We start from the raw sequence: 17,992 nt of genomic DNA on the forward strand, positions 1-17,992 counted from the left end.
CGGAATGGCGGGTTTCGAGCGTTGAGGGGCAATTTTTGCCATCGCCCCCCTTCAACTTCCTCATGATAGGACTTCTTTGACGGTTCCCCATCCTACCAATGTCGCGCCCTCTTGAATGCGCCACTTTCGGCCGGGATAAATTTCCGCTTGATGCTGAGGTCCAATAAACAACTCGATTAGAAACTCAGCACTCTCGCCCGGTCTTAATTCCTTTCCATTTGGCACATCAATCGAACCCCTTGCCATTTCGAGGTCCAACGGCTCAAAGAAATTATGGTTCGGACGGTAACTTCCGCTGATCGCATGCCTTCGCCCTCCTTCTATCGTCGATAAAAGTCGGATGCTTGCGCGGATAATTACGCTTTCATTCATGGCTTTACTCATCGTTCCGCCGGTTGCCAGACAATGCTCGGCAAGATGTCCGCTTTTGGACGCCCGATACAGAAACGTAAAAGGCAATTTTTGGTCGTGTCGCGCCGGGCAGCTTTTCCGGCCATAAGCGGACAGGTCGCTGCGGGGAGCGCTTTGTAGCGATCGGCTCTGTGGACAGCAATCGAGGGTGGGTTGCGGCCATCCCACCTACGTCATGCTGAACTTGTTTCAGCATCCATCAAGCCTAACAAGCCATTGGTCTATTGGGAGGAATGGCCCCTGAAACAAGTTCAGGGTGACGATGATGGGATGGGCCGCTTCTGATCGCTTCCAGACCATCCTACCCTGAAAGGGTAGGAATTTACCGTCGCTCTTGGTCGTTTCTTGCCAGTGACAGCAGGTGTCATCCTGACGAAAGTCAGGATCCATTCTGCGCTACGACGGATGGGGAGCGTTGAATGGATCCCGGATCAACTCCGGGATGACGACGATGGTGAGGGCACCGCTTGGTCGTCAGCGGTCAAAACCCGTTATCGTCATGACTTCGCCATGCTCGCAAGGACGCAAAAGGGCGCCGGACCGGGTGGTCGGGCGCCCTTTTCTTTACTGTCGCGCGGCGCTGGCCGTGCGCGGTGTCAGGCTTCGCCGAAGACGCGGGCGAAGATGGTGTCGACCTGGCGGAAATGATAGTCGAGGTTGAACTTGTCCTCGATTTCCTGCGCGCTCAATGCCTTGGCGACATCTTCGTCGGCCTTGAGCAGTTCGAGCAGCGAGAGCTGGCCGTCGGATTCCCAGACCTTCATCGCGTTGCGCTGGACGTAGCGATAGCTGTCTTCGCGGCTGACGCCGGCCTGGGTCAGGGCCAGCAGCACGCGCTGCGAGTGGACGAGGCCGCCCATCTTGTCGAGATTCTTCATCATCCGCTCGGGGTAGACGAGCAGCTTATCGATCACGCCGGTCAGGCGGCCGAGCGCGAAGTCGAGGGTGATGGTGGCATCGGGGCCGATATAGCGCTCGACCGAGGAGTGCGAGATGTCGCGCTCATGCCAGAGCGCCACATTTTCCATGGCGGGCAGCGCATAGCTGCGCACCATGCGGGCGAGGCCCGTGAGGTTTTCGGTGAGGACCGGGTTGCGCTTGTGCGGCATGGCCGACGAGCCCTTCTGGCCGGGCGAGAAATATTCCTCTGCTTCCAGCACTTCGGTGCGCTGCAGGTGGCGGACCTCGACGGCGAGGCGTTCGATCGAGGAGGCGATGACGCCGAGCGTCGCGAAGAACATGGCGTGGCGATCGCGCGGGATCACCTGGGTCGAGACCGGCTCGATCGCGAGGCCGAGCTTTTGCGCCACATGTTCCTCGACGCGCGGATCGATATTGGCGAAGGTGCCGACCGCGCCCGAAATGGCGCAGGTGGCGACTTCCTCGCGCGCCGCGACCAGGCGGGTCTTGCAGCGCGAAAATTCGGCATAGGCTTCGGCCATCTTGAGGCCGAAGGTGACCGGTTCGGCATGGATGCCGTGGCTGCGGCCGATGGTCGGGGTCAGCTTATGCTCGAAGGCGCGGCGCTTGATGACGTCGAGCAGCTTGTCGAGATCCTCGATCAGCAGGTCGGCGGCGCGGGTCAGCTGCACGGCCAGGCAGGTGTCGAGCACGTCGGAGCTGGTCATGCCCTGGTGCATGAAGCGGGCTTCGTCGCCCACCTGTTCGGCGACCCAGGTCAGGAAGGCGATGACGTCATGCTTGGTGACGGCTTCGATCGCGTCGATCGCGGGCACGTCGATCGCGGGGTTGGTGGCCCACCAGTCCCACAGCGCCTTGGCGGCCGACGGCGGGACGACGCCCAGTTCGCCCAGCTTCTCGGTCGCGTGCGCCTCGATCTCGAACCAGATCTTGAAGCGGGCTTCCGGCTCCCAGAGGGCGGTCATTGCGGGACGGGAATAGCGGGGGACCATGGGCGAATCCTGCGGCTGGAGGGTGGATATTGCCGCGCCGCCTAGCAGCCTGCGCCCTTTGGGGCAATTGAGGAGGCTCCCCTGCCCCGCGCGCGCCTCATCCGGCCGCAATTATCCAAGCAAAGACAGTCGAACCGAAGCATTTCATAAGTCCAAATGCGTAGATGAACCGATATTCAGGAACTTTTCCTAGTCTTCATGTATTATGTCATGGCAATTAAGGCATGAAGCCAAAGCAGGCGCCCAGTGCAGGCCCTGCGCGTTTCAATGATATAAAGGATGTCGCCATGATCCGCACCTTGCTTCTGACGAGCGCCATGCTGGTCGCAGCGCCCGCTTTGGCGCAGCAGGCTGCGCCGGCCGATCCGGCAGCACAGGCCGCGCAACCGGCCGCGCCCGCGAGCCCGGCAGAACCGCAGGCCGCGCAGCCGGCAAACCCGGCCAATTCGGTCGCCGCGATCGTCGAGTCGGAATTCCCGGCCTATGACACGAACAAGGACGGACAGCTGGACCAGGGCGAGTTTTCGCGCTGGATGGTGGCCCTCAAGGATCAGGAGATGAAGGCCACCGGCAAGACGCTGCCGCCGGCCGAAGTCACTGCCTGGGCCAGCGGCGCCTTCACCACTGCCGATGCCGACAAGAGCATATCGGTCAGCAAGCCCGAACTGATCAGCTATCTGAGCGGCAGCGCGGGCGCATAAATATTCCCTTCCCGTCACGAAGGCAGGGAAAATACAGAACCCCAAGCGGGTCGCACCGGGGCGGCATGTCACAGAACATGCCGCCTCCTTTTTTTGATCGCGGATGGTCGCGGGGCCGGAAACAGACCCCGACCGGTTCAGCGACGCTTCTTGGTATAGAGCAGGGCAGCGACGATCGCGGCCGAACCGATGCCCACGGCAGTGCCCATCCACACGGCCTTTCCGGCAGACTTGCGCGCCGCATCGGCAAGATCGGGGGCATTATCCTCTGGCTGGAGGGCTTCTGCGCCGGCGTCCGGCACGCTCTCTTGGTTCTTCTTCATAGTCCCCCTTCTATGCCGCAGCCCGGCGGGACTGAAAAGGGCTGACGTAGCGGCAAGGCCGGAAATTCGCCGTGCCACGCGCACGCCATGACGCCTGACCCGCGGCCAGCAAAGCCCCGACGCCCCGACGCTGCGAGCGATTTTCACCAGAGGGTCTTGACTTGCACCGCCCTTCCATGTTGGTAGCGCTATCAATCAACAACCAGGTGCATAGGAGAAGATGATGCCGGGGGATACCGCCTTGCTTGACTGTCTGCCGCATGACTGGCGGACCGGGCTTTTCCTGGGCCGCATCCAGACGAACGCGGGCCCGAGCCCGATCCTGGTGTCGCAGGGCATCGTGTACGACATGAGCGCGATCGCGCCGACCAGCGCCCAGCTGGTCGAGAAGCTGCCCTTCGTCGCCGCCACCGATGGCGAGAAGATCGGCGATCTGGACGCGATCGAGGCGGCCCTGCTGAGCCCGGTCGACCTGCAATGCGTCAAGGCCTGTGGCGTAACCTTTGCCCTGTCGGCGCTGGAGCGCGTGATCGAGGAACGGGCGCGCGGCGATGCCGGCGCTGCCGCCGAAATCCGTGGCCGCCTGGAAGAGCGGGTGGGCGGATCGATCCGCGCCGTGGTGCCGGGCACCGAGGAAGCCGCTGCGCTCAAGGCCGCGCTGATCGAGGACGGCCTGTGGTCGCAATATCTGGAGGTCGCGATCGGCCCGGATGCGGAAGTCTTCACCAAGGCACCGGTGCTGGCGACGGTCGGCCCGATGGCGGAAATCGGCATCCGGTCCGATTCCACCTGGAACAATCCCGAACCCGAGGTCGTGCTGCTGGTCAATGCCGATGGCCAGGCCGTGGGTGCGACGCTGGGCAATGACGTCAACCTGCGCGATTTCGAGGGCCGTTCCGCCCTGCTGCTGGGCAAGGCGAAGGACAATAATGCGTCCTGCTCGCTCGGCCCGCTCGTCCGCCTGTTCGACGGCGACTTCACCATCGACGATGTGCGCAATGCCGAAGTCGGCCTGACCATCGAGGGGCCGGAAGGCTATATGCTCGAAGGCACGAGCCGGATGGACCAGATCAGCCGCGATCCGCTGGAACTGGTGCGCCAGACCCTGTCCGAACATCAATATCCTGATGGCTTCGCCCTTTTCCTGGGCACGTTGTTCGCGCCGGTGCAGGACCGTGATGAGGAAGGTCGCGGCTTTACCCACAAGGTCGGTGACATCGTTGCCATCTCCACCCCGCGCCTGGGCAAGCTGATCAATCCGGTGGTGACGTCGAAGGACGCCGCACCCTGGACCTTTGGCCTGACCGCGCTGATGACCAATCTTGCCGGGCGCGGTCTGCTCTCGGCCGTCGACCAGAAAGAAACTGCATGAGCCGCGCCATCTACCCGAGCCTGAAGGGCAAGCGGGTCTTCATCAGCGGCGGCGGCAGCGGCATCGGCGAAGGGCTGGTCGAAGCCTATGCGATGCAGGGCGCGCATGTCGCCTTCTGCGACATCGCCATCCCCGAGAGCGAGGCGCTGGCCGCACGGCTGAGCGGCTGCGCCTTCACCCCGATCTTCCACGCCTGCGACCTGCGCGACATCGACGCGCTGCAGGCGATGATGGCGCGGGTCGAGGCGGAACTGGGCGGGATCGACATATTGATCAACAACGCCGCCAATGACGATCGCCACACGATCGAGGATGTGACCCAGGCCTATTGGGACGAGCGGATGGCGGTCAATCTGCGCCACCAGTTCTTCGCGGCGCAGGCGGCGATCCCGGCGATGAAGCGCGCGGGCGGCGGCGTGATCCTGAACTTCGGTTCGATCAGCTGGCACCTCGCCCTGCCCGACCTCATCCTCTACCAGACCGCCAAGGCGGCGATCGAGGGGCTGACGCGCAGCCTGGCCCGCGACCTTGGCCGCGACAATATCCGCGTCAACACGATCATTCCGGGCAATGTGAAGACGCTGCGCCAGGAAAAATGGTACACGCCCGAAGGCGAGGCCGAGATCGTCGCGGCCCAGTGCCTGGACGGCCGCATCCTGCCGGTCGACGTCGCCGCGCTGGCCATGTTCCTGTCGTCGGACGATGCGCGCTATTGCACCGGCCATGACTATTTCATCGACGCCGGCTGGCGCTGATATGAGCGACGCCGCACCGCGCAGCGTCCTGTCGGTCGGGGCGATACTGGGCGAAGGGCCGATCTGGGTCGAACGCGAGGCGGCCTTGTGGTTCGTCGATATCAAGGGCCATGCGATCCACCGCTTCGACCCGGCGCTGGACGTGTCCAAGAGCTGGACCACGCCGGGCCAGGTCGGCTGGATCGTGCCGACCGACGACGGGCTGTTCGCGGTCGGCCTGCAATCGGGCGTGCATCGCTTCGATCCGAAGAGCGGCGCCTTCACCCTGCTCCACGCGCCCGAGGCGCATCGGCCGGGCAACCGGCTGAACGACGCCACGGTGGCACCCGGCGGGGCCCTGTGGTTCGGGTCGATGGACGATGCGGAGGAAGAGGAAAGCGGCCGTTTCTATCGGCTGCATCGCGGCGACCTGGTCGAGAGCGGGCTGGCCGCCGTGTCGATCACCAACGGCCCTGCCCTCTCGCCCGACGGGCGCATCCTCTATCATACCGACACGCTGGGTCGCGCCATCTGGCAATGCCCGGTCGATGCCGATGGCGTCGCCGGCGCCGCCACCCTGTTCACCCGGATCGAGGATGGCGCGGGCTATCCCGATGGCCCCACGGTCGATGCCGAAGGCTGTCTGTGGACCGGGCTGTTCGGCGGATGGGCGGTGCGCCGCTATGATCCGGCCGGGCGGCTGATGCGGGAAATCCGCTTCCCCGTCGCCAACATCACCAAGATCGCCTTTGGCGGCCCGGAGCTGATGACGACCTATGCCACGACGGCGCGCAAGGGACTGGATGTGACAGCGTTGACAGAACAGCCCCTGGCAGGCGATCTGTTCGCCTTCGACGCCGGCGTCGCGGGGCTGCCGGGCCATGTCGCCACGATATAGAAGAAATAGAGAGCTGGAAGGACAAGCAGATGAGTGAGGGGAGCGCCGGGAAGGTCAATATGGCCTTCATCGCAGCGATCGTGGCCGTCGCCACGATCGGCGGTTTCATGTTCGGTTATGATTCGGGCGTCATCAACGGCACCCAGAAGGGGCTGGAAGCCGCCTTCGACCTGGGCAAGCTGGGCATCGGCGTCAATGTCGGCGCGATCCTGGTCGGGTCGTCGATCGGCGCGTTCGGCGCAGGCCGCATGGCCGACATCATCGGCCGTCGCGGCGTGATGATGTTGGCGGCGATCCTGTTCCTGGTGAGCGCGCTGCTGGCCGGTGCCGCCGGTTCCTCCGCCATCTTCATCATCGCCCGCATCATCGGCGGCCTGGGCGTGGGCGCGGCGAGCGTCATCTCGCCGGTCTATATCTCCGAAGTCACCCCCGCATCGATCCGCGGCCGGCTATCGAGCGTGCAGCAGGTGATGATCATTTCCGGCCTCACTGGCGCGTTCGTCGCCAATTTCGTGCTGGCCCGCTATGCCGGCGGTTCGACCGCGCCCTTGTGGCTCGACTTCCCGGCCTGGCGCTGGATGTTCTGGCTGCAGGCGATCCCGGCCGCCATCTATTTCCTGGCGCTGCTGGTGATCCCGGAAAGCCCCCGCTATCTGGTCGCGCGCGGCCAGGACGAACGCGCCCGCGCGGTCCTGACCAAGCTGTTCGGTGCCGAGGAAGCCAATCGCAAGGTTACCGAGATCCGCGCCAGCCTGGCCGCCGATCATCACCGCCCCAAGCTCAGTGACCTGATCGACAAGGCCAGCGGCAAGGTGCGCCCGATCGTGTGGGCCGGCATTGGCCTGGCCGTGTTCCAGCAGCTGGTCGGCATCAACGTCGTCTTCTATTATGGCGCCACCCTGTGGGAAGCCGTCGGCTTTTCCGAGGATAATGCGCTGCAGATCAACATCCTGTCGGGCGTGCTGTCGATCGGCGCGTGCCTGGGCACGATCATGCTGGTCGACAAGATCGGCCGCAAGCCGCTGCTGCTGATCGGCTCCGCCGGCATGGCGGTGACGCTGGCGATCGTCGCCTATGCCTTCTCCACCGCCGTCACCGGCGCGGATGGCGGCGTGGTGCTGCCGGGCCATAATGGCCTGATGGCGCTGATCGCGGCGAACCTCTATGTGATCTTCTTCAACCTGAGCTGGGGTCCGATCATGTGGGTGATGCTGGGCGAGATGTTCCCGAACCAGATCCGTGGTTCGGGCCTGGCCGTCGCCGGCTTTGCCCAGTGGATCGCCAATGCGGCGATCTCGGTCAGCTTCCCCTCGCTCGCCGTGTCGCCGGGCCTGGTCGTGACCTATACCGGCTATGCCCTGTTTGCCGCCATTTCCTTCTTCTTCGTGCGCGCTATGGTCCATGAGACCAAGGGCCGCGAGCTTGAGGACATGGTCGGCTGAGCAAGATCGTCACCCTGAAGGCGGGCGCGCTCAGTTGCGCGCTCGCCCCTGACATTGGCGGGTCGATCCTGTCCTTCGATCGCGACGGCGTGGCCCTGCTGCGCCGCGCGCCGCAGGACAGCCATGATCCGCTGGACATGGCCAGCTTCCCGCTGGTGCCCTATGCCAACCGCATCGCCCATGGGCGCTATAGCGTGGACGGGCAAAGCTATCAGTTGCCGCTCAATTTCGGCGACCATCCCCACAGCATCCATGGTTTTGGCTGGCAGCGGCCGTGGCATGTGCTGGAACAGTCGGGCCATAACGTCAGGCTGGAACAGACGCATGACGGCGATGCGGGCTGGCCCTGGGCCTGGCGCGCACAGCAGCATGTGCGGCTGGGCGAGGATGCGCTGGATGTCACGCTGCTGGTGCAGAATCTGGGCGACAGCGCGATGCCCTGCGGCCTTGGCTTCCATCCCTATTTCGCGCTGGACGGCGACACGATGCTGCGCTTCCACGCCGACACGCTCTGGCTCTCCTCCCCCGACATGCTGCCCGAACGGGAAGTGTCGGCCGATGCGCTGGGCGACTGGTCGCAGGGCGCGCGCGTGACCGGCGACAGCCTGATCGACAATGTCCATGGCGGCTGGGACCATGTGGCGCTGGTCGATCGCGGCGACGGCATCCGCCTGACCTTGACGGCGCAGGGTGCGGACTGGCTGCATGTCTTCCGCCCGCCCGCCGGTGACTTCTTCTGCCTGGAGCCGGTCAGCCATATGCCGGACGCGATCAACCGGCCCGTGGGCATGGCGATGCTGGCGCCAGGCGCCACGCAAAGCCTGTCGATGATGGTCGCCATCCGCGAAATCTGAACAGGCGCTTTCGCCCTTCGCCAAAATCGCCTAGGCTGACCGCCCTATCAGCAGCGAGAGGATCGCCGATGCAATTTCTGCGGACTGCCTTCTGGGTCGTCATCGCCGTCGCCCTCGCCTTCTTCTGCATGGCGAACTATGTCCCCGTGACCGTGCGCCTGTGGGGCGACATGGTGATGGAAACCAAATTGCCGGTGCTTCTGATCGGCGCATTCCTGCTGGGCGCCATGCCCTTCTGGATCATGGCCCGCGCGACGCGCTGGCGCATGAAGCGCCGCCTGGAGAGCACCGAGCGTGCGCTGGTCGCCGCAACCGCTTCCGCCGCGCCGGCCACGCCTGTGACGGTGACAACCCCGATCTTGCCCGACGCCACGCCGTCGCCCCTTACCCCTACAGGACAAGCATGAGCAGCCCGATCTATGTCGCCATCGACACGCCCGACCTTGCCAAGGCCCAGCATCTGGCCGGGCAGGTCCGCAACCATGTCGGCGGGCTGAAGCTGGGGCTGGAGTTCTTCTGCGCCAATGGCCATCATGGCGTGCATGAGATGATGAAGTTCGGCCTGCCGATCTTCCTCGACCTCAAGCTGCACGACATTCCCAATACGGTGGCCAAGGCGGTGCAGGCGCTGCACGGGCTGGAGCCGGCGGTGCTGACGGTCCATGCGGCCGGCGGCCGGGCGATGCTGGAGGATGCGAAGGCGGCGGCCGGCACCAAGACCAAGGTGGTGGCGGTGACGGTGCTCACCAGCCTCGACAATGGCGACCTTAACGACATCGGCGTCAATGGCGCGGCCGAGGAACAGGTGACGCGCCTCGCCGAACTGGCGCGGGACGCCGGCCTCGATGGCATCGTCTGTTCCGGCGAGGAGGTCGCACTGGTCAAGAAGATCTGGCCCGACGGCTATTTCGTCGTGCCCGGCGTGCGTCCGGCGGGCGGCGCCATGGGCGACCAGAAGCGCGCCGTGACCCCGCGCGAGGCGCTGGACCGGGGCGCGTCGATGCTGGTGATCGGTCGCCCGATCAGCCAGGCCGAAGATCCCGACCAGGCGGCGCGCGCGATCGAAGCGACGCTGTAAGGATGGCGGATCGCACCGGCGGCGCTGAGCCGATCCGGTGCGATCCTCCCCTGCCCCCTATTTCTGGAAATAGGTTTTCAGCCGCTCCGCTTCTGCCGGGGTGATCGGGATGACGGCGCCGTGCTTGGGCTGGGTGAAGTTGGTCGCCTTCATCGGCGATCCCGGCGCGTTGAAATGGCCGATGTCGCGGAAATGGACGAAATCCTCCGTCTCCGAAAAGCCCATATTGTTGACCGGCTTGGCGCCGAACACATCATACATCAGCACATAGGTGTCGGTGCCGTGGCGCCGCCACAAATTGGGCGCTTCGGTGCCGACCGTTTCCGGGTCGATCTTGGCGGGATCGAAGACATAGCCGCCATCCATGCGCGATGAGGTCGCCTGACGCAGATGGCCAGGCTTGTCATGCGCGACATAGAAGAGGCGGTAGCGATCGCCGACCCTGGTGATATCGCCATCGATCGTGCCGATGCCGGCCTTGGGATAGGTGAACAGGTCGCGCGGTTCGCTGGTCAGCGTGGTGAAGGCGTCATCCGCATAGGCATAGACCATATGGTCGGTCTCCTTGCCGTTGCGGGTGCTGAAATAGACCATGATCTTGCACTTGTCGGGATCATAGATCATTTCCGGCGCCCAGGCGGTGCCGGCATTGGCGGTCGACTTGAACAATTGATCGATGGTCACGGACGCCAGCGTCCAATGGGTGAGATCATAGGATTTCATGAAGATCATCGAGCGGTTATTGCCCCAGCCATAGCTGTCGGTCGGCCGCTGCCAGTCGGTATCGCGCAGCCCTTCGCGCCTGGCGAAAATATGCAGGTCGGTCATGGCGAGGTAGAAGGCATTGTCCGGGCCGCGCATGATATAGGGATCGCGGATGCCCTTCTGTTCGGCGACATCGCGGCCATTGAGGACCGGCGCACCGTCATTGACGTCGGTGAAGCTGTAGCCGTCCGCCGAGGTCGCGAAATGCAGCGAGTGGGTCTCGTCCTTGAAATAGACGAGGAGGTAGGACGTCCGGGCGCTGGCTTCGTCCTTCGCTTCCGGCTTGCCCTTGGCGATGCTTTTGACGATGTCGAGCTGGCGCGGCGGCGTGGCGGGGGCCGCGATCGCCATGGTGGCGCTGCCCAGCAGCAGGCCAAACCCCAGATATGTCATTCCCGACTGCCACCGCATCAACGCCCTCTCCCTCATCCATCGGGCGAGCGCATGATGATCGACAGACGCGCTTCGCCGACAGGGCCGCAGCGGACGGCGCTCTTCGCCGCCCCGTCACCGGCCCTTTATTTGTCGGACTAATGCAAACATCCGCGCATGGGTCAAGCGGGTTCCCGCGCTGCAACCCTGCCATTCATGGGTTGGGATCAGTCGGCGCTGGTGCCGCTGTCGTCGGGCGCGAAGAAATGCTGCATCACTTCGCGGGCAATGCGGGCCGGGCGCAGGGTGGAGGCATCGACGCAGCACCAGCTCGACTTGACCTCGGCCAGCACTTCTTCGCCACGGCGGATCACGGTTTCGTAGAAGGCACGGGCGCCCTGCACCTTTTCGAGGAGGACGGTGGCGATCACTTCATCATCCAGGAAGGTTGGCTTGCGATAGGTGATCTCATGCTTGAGCGCGACCCAGAGATGCTGGGCCACCGCCTCGGCCGGGGCGAGCGCGCGCCAATGGTCGAGCACGGCATCCTGCACCCACTTGAGGTAGCTGGCATTGTTGACATGACCCATGAAGTCGACGTCGTCGGGCTGGATGCCAACCGGGTACAGATGGGGAATCGCGTTACTCACAACCATGTAAGTAACATCCCCGCAGGGCGGCTGATAGAGGCTATGGGCGGATGCTGCAAAAAAGGGGGCCGATCGGTGACCGGCCCCCTTTCCGTATCGTTTTAGAAGCGCCAGCCAACCGAGGCGACGACCTGATGGCGATCGGTGTCGACATCGAATTCGCTGCTGGTCGAGCCGTCCATGAAGTCGATATGGGCGCTGTCATATTTGGAGTAGCGATATTCGATCTTGGCGAAGGTGTTGGCGTTGAGCGCGCGCTCCACGCCGCCGCCGACGCGCCAGCCGTCCAGCTTGAACGAGGTGTCGGTGACCTGGTTGGTGTCACCGGCCAGCACGCCCAGCTTGGTGTTGGTGTAGCCACCCTTCACATAGATGAGGGTCGAAGGATCGGCGAGGATACCGGCGCGGGCGCCGATATAGAGATCGCGGCCCTGCTTGACGCGGCCATAGCCGAACTGGTCGGTGAAGTCGTTGCGGCTGCTCTTGGCGGTCGAGTCGGTGAACTCGCCCTCGACGCCGACGACGGCGCCGCCGACATTCACGTCATAGCCCGCGCCGACACCATAGAGCAGGCCGTCGATCTTCTGATCGTCGCTGCCATTGTCATTGTCGATCGAGCTGCCGGCCCCGGTATGGTCATAGCCCAGGATCGCTTCGACACGCGGGCCGGTGAAGGTCGGGGTGGCATCCTGTGCGAGCGCCGGCGCGGCGACTGCACCACCGGCCAGCAAAGTGGCGACCATCAACTTACGCATAAACATCACTCCGTTGTCTTTCTCTTCCCCTTGGGGGTGAGACGCTCAAGCCGGAGCGGTCATATTTGTTTCATGAACCTCAGATAAACAGCTGATAATGTGGCATTAATGCCACGAAAGCCGCTCAGTTCGGCGCGTTCCCGTGGGCCGGGAGCGACGAAATGAGGCCGCCTTCCTTCAGCATTCCACGACATTGACGGCCAGACCGCCAAGCGATGTCTCCTTGTAACGGCTGGCCATATCCTCGCCGGTCTGGCGCATCGTCTCGATCACCGCGTCGAGGCTGACGATATGGCGGCCATCGCCCTGGAGGGCGAGATAGGCGGCGTTGATCGCCTTCACCGCGCCCATGGTGTTGCGTTCGATGCAGGGGATCTGGACGAGGCCACCGATCGGATCGCAGGTGAGGCCCAGATTATGTTCCATGCCGATCTCGGCGGCATTTTCGACCTGGCTGTTGGTGCCGCCCAGCACGGCGGCGAGACCCGCCGCCGCCATCGAGCAGGCAACGCCGACTTCGCCCTGACAGCCCATTTCGGCGGCCGAGATGGAGGCGCGCTTCTTGTAGAGGAAGCCCATGGCGGCGGTGGTGAGAAGGAAGCGGCGCTCCCCTTCCCGATCGGCGCCGGGGACGAAGCGGCGATAATAATGAAGCACCGCCGGGATCACACCGGCCGCGCCGTTGGTGGGTGCGGTGACGACCCGGCCGCCGGCGGCATTTTCCTCATTCACCGCCAGCGCGAACAGGCTGACCCATTCGAAGATCTGGGCGGGGCCGACGCTGGCGCCCTGCAACCGCAGCTTGTTATGGATCGCCTTGGCCCGGCGGCGCACCTTGAGCCCGCCGGGCAGCAGGCCCTCTTCTTTCAGGCCGCGATCGATCGAGGCGGACATGGCGTCGATCACGCTGTCGAGGAAGGCCTCGGTCTCTCCCTGGGCGCGCCAGGCGCCCTCGTTGCGGAGAACCAGCGTGGCGATGCTGAGGCCGGTCGCCTCCCCCTGCGCCAGCAGTTCGGCGCCGGACGAGAAGGGAAAGGGCTGAACCACATTATGGCCGAGCGGAATATCCGGGTCGGCGGGAATGGCGCCAGGCAGCACCGCGCCGCCGCCGATCGAATAATAGTCGCGCACCAGCTGTTCGTCCCGGCCCGGCAGCCAGGCGGTGAAGCGCATGCCGTTGCTGTGTGCCTCCAGAAATTCGCCCATGCGGAAGACAAGGTCGCGCGCTTCCTCGAACGGCACCCAGTCGAGATGGGCGCTGCCGGCGCGGATGCGGCCATCGTCACGGATCGCCTGAAGGATGGCGGGGATGGCATCGGGATCGACATTTTCGGGGCTGTGGCCCGACAGGCCCAGCAGGATCGCGCTGTCGGTGGCATGGCCCCGGCCGGTCAGCGCCAGCGACCCGTAAAGTTCGCACTGCACGCGCACCGGACAGGTCGGCAGCGTATCCATGAACATCAGCGCGGCGCGCATCGGCCCGACGGTGTGCGAGCTGGACGGGCCGATGCCGATGGTGAACAGATCCATCACGCTGATCGCGGCGGCGCTGTCGATGCGCGATTTGGTCACGTCAATAATCCTTGGAAATACGCAGGTTGGCGCTCTGGCGGCCGAGGGTGGAAATGGCGCCTAGCAGGGACAGCCAGCGTGTCACCTGATATTCCATCCGGGTGGCGCTATAGCCCTGCCCGTCGCTGATCAGTTCGACATAGGTCTTGCGGGTCAGATATTTGCCGGCGGCAAGCGAAGTGCCCTGCCCCTGGGTCGGATCGGCCGCGATGATGCGCAGACGATCCAGGCCCGCCGCCTTGCGCACCGCATTGATCGGATCAAGCCCGCCCTCGCCCTGAAGCGAGCCGACCGCCGAGGCAAGCTGGAGCGCTTCGGGCGCGGACAGGTTGGTGATCGAGGTGCCGAACAGGATGCGCGAGAGCAGTTCGTCCTGTGGCAGCGAGGGCACGGAGTTGAAGCTGATGTCGGGCTTGAGGCCGGTTCCGCCGACATGGATGGTGGCAGTGAGGTCGCTGACGTCCGCCTCCGCATCGATGTCGAGCGTCGGGTTGACCGGGGTCTTGCCGTCGAACTGGATGCGCCCCTCGCGCAGTTCGAAGCGGCGGCCGGCAAATTCATAATTGCCACGCACCAGTTCGGCCCGACCGGCGATCGCCGGATTGGTGACGGTGCCGCCGATATTGAGATCGGCGCGCCATTCGCTGTCGAGCCCCAGGCCGGTCACGGTCAGGCGATTGCGCGCCCGCGCCTTGACCGCCATGGTCCAGGGGACGGTCGCGCGGGGACGTTCAATCTCCTCGCCGCGCCGGTTGATCTCGACCACCTTGAGTTCGGGGATTTGGGCGACGGCGGCGGCGCGCCCCATGGTGAAGCGGCTCTTGTTGAGGGTGACGTCGCCGCCAATCTCCCCGCCCTTGCCGTCGGAGCGGATGGTGAGCGGGCCGGTGACGGTGGCGGCGATATCGTCGCGTTCCAGCAGCGCGGCATTGTCCGCCTGGAAGGCGAGGTCCATGCCGACGCCGCCAATGCCGTTGAAGGTGAAATTGCCGGTGCCGGTCACGCTGCCGCCATTCTGGGCATTGGCGGTGAAGCTGGAGAAGACCAGTTGCGCCCCGGCGAAACGGGCGCGCGCCTTGACGTTGCGCAGGCGCATGCCAGTGACCGGGCTGTTGAGCGCAGCATTGTCGGTCGCGAGCGAGCCGGTGATGACCGGGTCGGCGAGTGTCCCATGGGCGTCGGCGGTGACGCTGACCGGGCCGGCAATATCGACGATCTCGACGCCGGTCAGGCGCCAGAGCGTGTCGGCGGTGCCGTTGAAGCGGAGTTGCGCGATCAGCGGCGCACCGTTGAGCCGTTCGACCAGGCTGCCGGTCGAGATGAGCGGGGTGAGCAGCGCCTGGCCACGGCCAATGGTCTGGCCATCGGCGACGAAGACCATGCGGGTGGCGAGCCGGTCGAGGGTCAGCACGGCGTTGACGCCGACATCGACCGGGCGGGAGCTGAGGGACAGGCCCGAGCGGGACAGGCCACGGATGCGCAGTTCCGCCTTGCCGGTCGGCAGGCCGCCGCGCGGACGGCTGTAGCTCAAGGTGCCGGTGGCCATGCCGCCCAGCCCCAGATTGTCATAGGCGATGTCGAGCAGAGCGAGCGGCATCTTCTGCGCGCGCGCCTCGATCCGGGTGGTTTCGCCGCCCAGTTCGCCCGCCAGTTGCAGCGTGCCGCCGGCATAGCTGATGGTCGCGGGCGACAGGCGCCAGCCATCCTCGGCACGGGTGAAGAGCGCCGCGCGGGTCAGGCGGATCGGCCGCTTGTCGATCGTGCCGCTGGCCGACAGGCGGACCCGGTCGAGATCGACCTGGGCCTCGCCCTTGAGGTCGAACAGGCGGCCGCGCTGGCCCGAGAGATTGCCCGAGACCTTGCCGCGCCCGTCGACCAGCGCGGCGGTGGCATCGAGCCGACCGAGCAGCATGCCGCCGACGCGCAGGCCGCGTGCCTGGGCGGTGGCGTTGATCGAGGTGCCGTCAGGATCGAGCAGGATGGTGGCGTCGAGCGAGCCGCGCCGCACGGCGATGGTCGAGGGGCCGTCGAAGCTGGCATCATTGGCGTCGAGATCGAGCTTCAACTGCTGGATGCCGCCGACCGGCTGGAAGCCGATCGTGCCGCTGACCGGGCCGGCGACCAGCAACTGGCCGTCGAGCCCGCCAGTGACGGGGCGGATGTCGCCGCTGGCGGTGACGCCCGAGACCGCGATGCGCGCGACACGGACCACCGCCTGGCCGCCGGGCGGCAGCAAGATGCGGCCTTCTCCGGTGAACGGGCCGAGTGTCGATCCGCCATTGGCGGTGAAGCTGTAATTGCCATCGACGCCGGGCAGAAATTCGCCGCGCACGTCGCGCAGGCCGAGCGCATCCATCGGCCGCGCCAGCTGGACATGGACGATCGGCCGGTCGATCTTGCCATCGAGCACGACATCGACCGGGCCATATTGCTTGTGGCTGCCATCGCCTTCGAGATGGACGGTGCCGTCGCGGTGGCGCACGCCCTTGGCATTGAGGCTGATGAGCGGCGCGTCGAGCTTCATGTTGGAGAAGCCGATCTCGCCGCTCGGCAGCAGCGCCAGCGCGCTGCGGACCGTGGGCAGGCCGCCGCCCAGCCCCTTGAGAAAGGCGTTGTCGAGCCGGCGGACCTTGGCCACGGCATTGCCCGACAGGCCGAAGGCGCCATTGGCGCCGGGGGCCGCACGCAGTTTCGACTCCAGATCGACGATGCCGAGGCCACGGATGAAGAGACCGCTGATCCGGCCGTCGATGCCGACATCATAGCGGCCGCTCTTGAGGTCGGCGATGACCAGCAGCTTGCCGTTCAGGCGGTCCGACCGGAAAGGCATGGGGTTGCTGACGATCTGCTGCCCCTTGAGCTGCAGCACGCCGTCGAGCGCGAAATTGCGGACGATGCCGGCGACCAGATCGCCCTGCCCGTCAAGGCTGCGGGCGCGCAACCGGACCGGCAGCAGCACCGGCCCGCTTTTCGCCTGACGCCCCTTGCCGTCGATGCGGACATCGTTGATCTGGGTCTTGCCGAAGGCAAGCTGGCGCGCGGTGAGCAGATATTCATAGCCGAAGCCGGCGAACGGACCGTCGAGCCGGACCTTCGCCACCACGTCGCGGCCGCGCATATCCTTGAGCAGCGCTTCAGGCCGGGCGAGGTTCATGTCGACGCGCAGATTGTCGAAGGCGTTGTTGCGCAGGTCGATGGCGCCGTCGGCGACCATGTCGATCGCCGCCGAGCGCAGCGTGAGCCTGCCATCGACCACCCGGTCGGCGAGCGTGCCCTGGGCGCCGATGGTGAGGCGCGGCGAAGCGAGGCGCGGCAGCAGGCCCTTGCCGGGAATGGCGCTGCCCTCGATCGTGCCCTGGATGGTGTAGGCGCCGCTGCGCGCGCCGAGTTTCAGGTCGGCGACGGGGTTGCCGGCCAGGGTGGCGGCGAGGCGCCCGTCCCATCGGGTCCAGCGCCCCTTGCCGCTGATGCGCAGATTCCCGTCCTGATTGAGGCCAGCCATCGCCGCCAGCACGCCGCCCTTGGGCGCGTTGACGGTGACCGCCAGGTTGAACCGGTCATCGTCGGGCCGGCTGTCGAGCGTGAGGTTCAGCGCATCCTCCGCGCCGATGACGCGGGCCGACAGGTCGATGATCGCGCGACCGCCACGAATGTCGGCATCACCCGACAGGGTCGCCAGTTCGACCTTGCCAGTGACGGCGGGCGCGACGGTCAGCCGATCGACCGAGAATTGCATCAGACGGATGTCGAAGCCCGGCAGGATAGGCCCCTGCCGCTCGCTGGGATTGAGTTTGGGCAGTTTGTGCAGGGTCGCCTGCGGGATCACCAGCCGGTCGATGTCGAGCCGGTTGGAGAGCCAGGCGAAGGGCCACCAGTCCAGCTCCACCCGTGGCGCGTCGAAGAAGCGGTCCTTGGGATCGGAGAGGACGAGACCGCGCAGCACCGCCTTGCGATAGATGCTGCCCTCGATCCGGTCGACATGGATGCGCAGGCCCGAGGGCGGGCTGACGGCGGCGATGCGCGAGACGAGGAAGCGATGGCCGGGCGCGCTGTCGAGCCAGGCCAGCGTCGCCACCACCACCAGTAGCGCGAGCGCCAGTGCGCCCGCCAGCCAGCGCTGCCAGCGCCCGTCCCAGGCGCGGCGGCGCGGCG

16 protein-coding genes are annotated in these 17,992 nt (G+C 65.4%); 8 read left to right on the forward strand and 8 right to left on the reverse strand.

Translation table 11 applies throughout. The annotated features are described in order from the left end of the window. Positions 1-60: 60 nt before the first annotated feature. Positions 61-384, reverse strand: coding sequence for a hypothetical protein (locus A0U87_RS09010; protein WP_137405452.1), 324 nt, complete (start codon positions 382-384; stop codon positions 61-63). Positions 385-1,007: 623 nt separating this feature from the next. Next, entirely contained in the window at positions 1,008-2,324 is a 1,317-nt protein-coding gene (gene purB / locus A0U87_RS09020; RefSeq protein WP_048937364.1) for an adenylosuccinate lyase, read from the reverse strand. A 287-nt stretch (positions 2,325-2,611) separates the two neighbouring features. Between purB and A0U87_RS09025 the strand changes: the two genes are divergently transcribed. Continuing rightward, complete coding sequence (locus tag A0U87_RS09025) at positions 2,612-3,025, forward strand: EF-hand domain-containing protein (RefSeq protein WP_026109251.1); 414 nt, start codon at positions 2,612-2,614, stop codon at positions 3,023-3,025. Between the two features lie 137 nt (positions 3,026-3,162). Here A0U87_RS09025 and A0U87_RS09030 read toward each other — a convergent pair whose 3' ends face one another. After that, complete coding sequence (locus A0U87_RS09030; RefSeq protein ID WP_004211421.1) at positions 3,163-3,348, reverse strand: hypothetical protein; 186 nt, start codon at positions 3,346-3,348, stop codon at positions 3,163-3,165. 223 nt (positions 3,349-3,571) lie between these two features. Between A0U87_RS09030 and A0U87_RS09035 the strand changes: the two genes are divergently transcribed. The 7 genes from A0U87_RS09035 (at position 3,572) to pyrF (ending at position 9,726) form a co-directional block, all read left to right on the forward strand. Further along, on the forward strand, positions 3,572-4,720 hold the full coding sequence (locus tag A0U87_RS09035) for a fumarylacetoacetate hydrolase family protein (protein WP_010337963.1): 1,149 nt from the start codon (positions 3,572-3,574) through the stop codon (positions 4,718-4,720). Further along, complete coding sequence (locus A0U87_RS09040) at positions 4,717-5,475, forward strand: SDR family oxidoreductase (protein ID WP_048937366.1); 759 nt, start codon at positions 4,717-4,719, stop codon at positions 5,473-5,475. Before A0U87_RS09035 ends, A0U87_RS09040 begins: the two co-directional genes overlap by 4 nt. A gap of 1 nt (position 5,476) precedes the next feature. Beyond that, positions 5,477-6,352: an SMP-30/gluconolactonase/LRE family protein gene (locus A0U87_RS09045; RefSeq protein WP_048937367.1), complete on the forward strand. Its 876-nt coding sequence runs from the start codon at positions 5,477-5,479 to the stop codon at positions 6,350-6,352. A 29-nt stretch (positions 6,353-6,381) separates the two neighbouring features. After that, on the forward strand, positions 6,382-7,794 hold the full coding sequence (locus A0U87_RS09050) for a sugar porter family MFS transporter (protein ID WP_017501562.1): 1,413 nt from the start codon (positions 6,382-6,384) through the stop codon (positions 7,792-7,794). 53 nt (positions 7,795-7,847) lie between these two features. Next, complete coding sequence (locus tag A0U87_RS09055; protein WP_240626848.1) at positions 7,848-8,648, forward strand: aldose 1-epimerase; 801 nt, start codon at positions 7,848-7,850, stop codon at positions 8,646-8,648. A gap of 68 nt (positions 8,649-8,716) precedes the next feature. Beyond that, a complete protein-coding gene (locus tag A0U87_RS09060; protein WP_048937369.1) occupies positions 8,717-9,055 on the forward strand; it encodes a LapA family protein in 339 nt (112 codons plus the stop codon). Beyond that, positions 9,052-9,726: an orotidine-5'-phosphate decarboxylase gene (gene pyrF / locus A0U87_RS09065; RefSeq protein ID WP_010337957.1), complete on the forward strand. Its 675-nt coding sequence runs from the start codon at positions 9,052-9,054 to the stop codon at positions 9,724-9,726. The genes A0U87_RS09060 and pyrF overlap by 4 nt, the downstream gene beginning before the upstream one ends. A 57-nt stretch (positions 9,727-9,783) precedes the next feature. Here pyrF and A0U87_RS09070 read toward each other — a convergent pair whose 3' ends face one another. The 5 genes from A0U87_RS09070 to A0U87_RS09090 form a co-directional block, all read right to left on the reverse strand. After that, the gene (locus A0U87_RS09070; protein ID WP_234415745.1) at positions 9,784-10,884 is read right to left on the reverse strand and encodes a glycoside hydrolase family 43 protein; all 1,101 of its coding nucleotides are present in this window, start codon (positions 10,882-10,884) and stop codon (positions 9,784-9,786) included. Between the two features lie 206 nt (positions 10,885-11,090). Next, positions 11,091-11,519, reverse strand: a complete 429-nt coding sequence (locus A0U87_RS09075) for a thioesterase family protein (protein ID WP_137405453.1) — start codon at positions 11,517-11,519, stop codon at positions 11,091-11,093. Between the two features lie 95 nt (positions 11,520-11,614). Continuing rightward, positions 11,615-12,268 carry a porin family protein gene (locus A0U87_RS09080; protein ID WP_004211411.1) on the reverse strand — a complete coding sequence of 218 codons (654 nt, stop codon included), beginning with the start codon at positions 12,266-12,268 and terminating at the stop codon, positions 11,615-11,617. A gap of 177 nt (positions 12,269-12,445) precedes the next feature. After that, positions 12,446-13,840 (reverse strand): L-serine ammonia-lyase, encoded by a 1,395-nt coding sequence (locus A0U87_RS09085; RefSeq protein ID WP_048937372.1) that lies wholly within the window; start codon positions 13,838-13,840, stop codon positions 12,446-12,448. Position 13,841: 1 nt separating this feature from the next. Next, positions 13,842-17,992 (reverse strand): translocation/assembly module TamB (locus A0U87_RS09090; protein ID WP_206366587.1); only part of this gene is annotated, 4,151 nt, incomplete at its 5' end.

Source organism: Sphingobium sp. MP9-4, assembly GCF_005281675.1.
In the GTDB taxonomy this organism is placed as follows: domain Bacteria; phylum Pseudomonadota; class Alphaproteobacteria; order Sphingomonadales; family Sphingomonadaceae; genus Sphingobium; species Sphingobium yanoikuyae.

Bases quoted from the DNA above. Each gene is read 5' to 3' on its own strand.
- purB (WP_048937364.1), bottom strand. From the start codon at position 2,324: ATGGTCCCCCGCTATTCCCGTCCCGCAATGACCGCCCTCTGGGAGCCG.
- A0U87_RS09045 (WP_048937367.1), top strand. From the start codon at position 5,477: ATGAGCGACGCCGCACCGCGCAGCGTCCTGTCGGTCGGGGCGATACTG.
- A0U87_RS09025 (WP_026109251.1), top strand. From the start codon at position 2,612: ATGATCCGCACCTTGCTTCTGACGAGCGCCATGCTGGTCGCAGCGCCC.
- A0U87_RS09040 (WP_048937366.1), top strand. From the start codon at position 4,717: ATGAGCCGCGCCATCTACCCGAGCCTGAAGGGCAAGCGGGTCTTCATC.
- A0U87_RS09030 (WP_004211421.1), bottom strand. From the start codon at position 3,348: ATGAAGAAGAACCAAGAGAGCGTGCCGGACGCCGGCGCAGAAGCCCTC.
- pyrF (WP_010337957.1), top strand. From the start codon at position 9,052: ATGAGCAGCCCGATCTATGTCGCCATCGACACGCCCGACCTTGCCAAG.
- A0U87_RS09035 (WP_010337963.1), top strand. From the start codon at position 3,572: ATGCCGGGGGATACCGCCTTGCTTGACTGTCTGCCGCATGACTGGCGG.
- A0U87_RS09010 (WP_137405452.1), bottom strand. From the start codon at position 384: ATGAGTAAAGCCATGAATGAAAGCGTAATTATCCGCGCAAGCATCCGA.
- A0U87_RS09075 (WP_137405453.1), bottom strand. From the start codon at position 11,519: ATGGTTGTGAGTAACGCGATTCCCCATCTGTACCCGGTTGGCATCCAG.
- A0U87_RS09080 (WP_004211411.1), bottom strand. From the start codon at position 12,268: ATGCGTAAGTTGATGGTCGCCACTTTGCTGGCCGGTGGTGCAGTCGCC.
- A0U87_RS09050 (WP_017501562.1), top strand. From the start codon at position 6,382: ATGAGTGAGGGGAGCGCCGGGAAGGTCAATATGGCCTTCATCGCAGCG.
- A0U87_RS09070 (WP_234415745.1), bottom strand. From the start codon at position 10,884: ATGACATATCTGGGGTTTGGCCTGCTGCTGGGCAGCGCCACCATGGCG.
- A0U87_RS09060 (WP_048937369.1), top strand. From the start codon at position 8,717: ATGCAATTTCTGCGGACTGCCTTCTGGGTCGTCATCGCCGTCGCCCTC.